Origin of the sequence: Pseudomonas emilianonis (assembly GCF_023072625.1) — a bacterium.
GTDB classification, from domain to species: Bacteria; Pseudomonadota; Gammaproteobacteria; order Pseudomonadales; family Pseudomonadaceae; genus Aquipseudomonas; species Aquipseudomonas paraveronii.
Map to the genome: position 1 here is coordinate 1 of NZ_JAKNRV010000484.1, position 3,300 is coordinate 3,300.

The window sequence follows — 3,300 nt, forward strand, 5'->3', positions numbered from 1 at the left end:
GATGCACGATGATGTGCTGGCACACCTCGGGGCCTTCGGCGTACAGGTGTTTTTGCACGCGCAGCGGGCCGAGGTGGCGACGCATCACCGGGCGCGTGGTGTCGCCGAAACGCGCGTAGCCGAGTTCCAGCTCGGCGTGCCAGCTAGGGGTGAACAGGGCAGGGGAAACGGGCAGGTTCATGGCGTGGGCTTGTCGTTAGGAGGCTACAGATTAGATGGTTACGAGACCGCGCACACCGTCGCTTTCCATATTTTCTCCACGGCCTTGCTGGACGATTTCACCGCGCGACATCACCAGGTACTGGTCGGCCAGTTCGGCGGCAAAGTCGTAGAACTGCTCCACCAACAGGATCGCCATGTCGCCCCGGGCCGCGAGTTTCTTGATCACCGCAGCGATCTCCTTGATCACCGACGGCTGAATGCCTTCGGTTGGCTCATCGAGAATCAACAGGCGCGGGCGGCTCGCCAGGGCGCGGCCAATCGCCAACTGCTGTTGCTGTCCACCGGATAAGTCACCGCCACGGCGGTGCTTCATTTGCAGCAGCACCGGGAACAGTTCATAGATAAACGCCGGGACTTCCCTGGCTTCGGCGCCGGGGAAGCGCGACAGGCCCATCAGCAGGTTTTCTTCCACCGTCAGCCGCCCGAAAATCTCGCGGCCCTGGGGCACGTAGGCGATCCCGGCGTGTACGCGCTGGTGCGGCTTGAAGCCGGTGATGGCCTTGCCTTCCCAGTTCACCGTGCCCTCTTTGGCGGGCAGCAGGCCCATCAGGCACTTGAGCAGGGTGGTCTTGCCCACGCCGTTACGGCCGAGCAGGCAGGTGACTTCGCCGATCTGCACGTCAAAGGACAGCCCGCGCAGGATGTGGCTGCCGCCGTAGTATTGGTGCAATTTTTCGACTTGCAACATATCAAAATTCTCCTCAAATCCTTTGTGGGAGGGCGGTGCGACGATTCGACTTGCCCCCGATAGCGGTGTGTCAGCCAACACAACTTTCACTGATCCACTGTCATCGGGGGCAAGTCGAATCGTCGCACCGCCCCTCCCACATAAAGCAAGTCAGCGACCGAGATAGACTTCGATCACGCGCTCGTTTTCCTGCACCTGTTCCAGCGACCCTTCGGCCAGCACGCTGCCCTGGTGCAACACGGTCACATGGTCGGCAATCGAGCCGACAAAGCCCATGTCGTGCTCCACCACCATCAGCGAGTGCTTGCCCGCCAGGCGCTTGAACAGTTCGGCGGTGAATTCGGTTTCGGCGTCGGTCATGCCCGCCACCGGTTCGTCGAGCAGCAACAGTTGCGGGTCTTGCATCAGCAGCATGCCGATTTCCAGGAACTGTTTCTGGCCGTGGGACAGCAGGCCGGCCGGGCGCTGCACCGAGGCGGTCAGGCGGATGGTGTCGAGTACTTCATCAATGCGGTCTTTCTGCTCGCCGCTCAGGCGTGCGCGCAGGCTGGCCCACACCGACTTGTCGGTCTTCTGCGCCAGCTCCAGGTTTTCGAACACGCTCAAGGCTTCGAACACCGTGGGTTTCTGGAACTTGCGGCCGATGCCGGCCTGGGCGATCTGCACTTCGCTCATCGCGGTCAGGTCGAGGGTTTCGCCGAACCAGGCGTTGCCGTGGCTGGGCCGGGTCTTGCCGGTGATCACGTCCATCAGCGTGGTTTTGCCCGCGCCGTTGGGGCCGATGATGCAGCGCAACTCGCCAACGCTGATGTACAGGTTCAAGGCGTTGAGTGCCTTGAAACCGTCGAAGCTGACGCTGATGTCTTCGAGGGTCAGGATCGTGCCGTGGCGCGTATTGAGGCCCGTGCCGGCGGCCTGGCCGATGCCGATCGCATCGCGGCCGCTGCCAGCGTCGAGAATAGGTTCGAGCATAAATTCTGCGGTCGCCGTGACTCTCATTGTTCACCCCGTTTCTTCAACAGCCCGATCACGCCCTTGGGCAAATACAGGGTGACGATGATGAACAGCGCCCCCAGGAAGAACAGCCAATACTCCGGGAACGCCACGGTGAACCAGCTCTTCATGCCGTTCACCACCCCGGCACCGAGCAGCGGCCCGATCAAGGTGCCGCGCCCACCCAAGGCCACCCACACGGCGGCTTCGATGGAATTGGTCGGCGACATTTCGCTGGGGTTGATGATGCCCACCTGCGGCACGTACAGCGCCCCCGCCAGGCCGCACAGCACCGCGCTCAACACCCACACGAACAGCTTGAAGCCACGCGGGTCGTAGCCGCAGAACATCAGGCGGTTCTCGGCATCGCGCAAGGCGGTCAGTACCCGGCCGAACTTGCTGCGGGCCAGGCGCCAGCCGATGTACAGGCTGCTCACCAGCAACAGCACGGTGGCCACAAACAACGCCGCGCGCGTGCCCGGTTCGGTAATACCGAAGCCGAGGATGCTGCGGAAATTGGTAAAGCCGTTATTGCCGCCGAAGCCGGTCTCGTTGCGAAAGAACAGCAGCATCCCGGCGAAGGTCAGGGCCTGGGTCATGATCGAGAAATACACGCCCTTGATCCGCGAGCGAAAGGCGAAGAAGCCGAACACCAGCGCCAGCAACCCCGGCGCCAACACCACCAGGCACAAGGCCCAGAGGAAGTGCTCGGTGCCGACCCAGTACCAGGGCAATTCGGTCCACGACAAGAAGGTCATGAACGCCGGCAACTCATCGCCGGAGGCCTGGCGCATCAGGTACATACCCATGGCGTAACCGCCGAGGGCGAAGAACAAGCCGTGGCCGAGGGACAACATCCCGGCGTAACCCCACACGAGGTCGAGCGCGAGCGCCACGATGGCATAGCAGAGAATCTTGCCCACCAACGTCAGCGTGTAAGCCGAGACGTGCAGCGGATTGTCCGGCGACAACAGCGAACACAGCGGCAGGGTCAGCAGCAGGATCAGGATCACAGCGCCGACGGCAATCGTCAGCTTGGGGCCGGCCTTTTGTGTGGCCGTGAGCATCAATGGCTGGTTCATCAGTCGATCACCCGTCCTTTCAGTGCGAAGAGGCCTTGCGGGCGTTTCTGGATAAACAGAATGATCAGCGCAAGGATCAGGATCTTGCCGAGCACGGCGCCGATCTGCGGTTCGAGGATCTTGTTGGCGATCCCCAGGCCGAACGCGGCCATCACGCTGCCGGCCAATTGGCCGACACCGCCGAGTACCACGACCAGGAAGGAATCGATGATGTAGCTCTGGCCCAGGTCCGGGCCGACGTTGCCGATCTGGCTCAGCGCCACGCCGCCCAACCCGGCGATGCCGGAGCCCAGGCCAAACGCGAGCATGTCCACG

The 3,300-nt window shown here is 62.5% G+C and carries 4 protein-coding genes and 1 pseudogene; all 5 read right to left on the reverse strand.

Annotation, left to right across the window (positions count from 1 at the left end):
- Positions 1-181: pseudogene (locus L9Z73_RS28020) on the reverse strand (urease accessory protein UreD); the annotation flags it as partial.
- 30 nt (positions 182-211) lie between these two features.
- Positions 212-910, reverse strand: a complete 699-nt coding sequence (urtE, locus tag L9Z73_RS28025; protein WP_247407977.1) for an urea ABC transporter ATP-binding subunit UrtE — start codon at positions 908-910, stop codon at positions 212-214.
- 150 nt (positions 911-1,060) lie between these two features.
- Positions 1,061-1,909: an urea ABC transporter ATP-binding protein UrtD gene (gene urtD / locus L9Z73_RS28030; RefSeq protein ID WP_247407980.1), complete on the reverse strand. Its 849-nt coding sequence runs from the start codon at positions 1,907-1,909 to the stop codon at positions 1,061-1,063.
- Positions 1,906-2,985: an urea ABC transporter permease subunit UrtC gene (gene urtC / locus L9Z73_RS28035; RefSeq protein WP_247407981.1), complete on the reverse strand. Its 1,080-nt coding sequence runs from the start codon at positions 2,983-2,985 to the stop codon at positions 1,906-1,908. Before urtC ends, urtD begins: the two co-directional genes overlap by 4 nt.
- Positions 2,985-3,300: ABC transporter permease subunit (locus L9Z73_RS28040; protein ID WP_411177088.1), on the reverse strand; the 316-nt coding region annotated here is incomplete at its 5' end. The genes L9Z73_RS28040 and urtC, both read right to left, overlap by 1 nt.

Coding starts and splice junctions, on each gene's coding strand:
- urtC (WP_247407981.1), bottom strand. CDS start 2,985: ATGAACCAGCCATTGATGCTCACGGCCACACAAAAGGCCGGCCCCAAG.
- urtE (WP_247407977.1), bottom strand. CDS start 910: ATGTTGCAAGTCGAAAAATTGCACCAATACTACGGCGGCAGCCACATC.
- urtD (WP_247407980.1), bottom strand. CDS start 1,909: ATGAGAGTCACGGCGACCGCAGAATTTATGCTCGAACCTATTCTCGAC.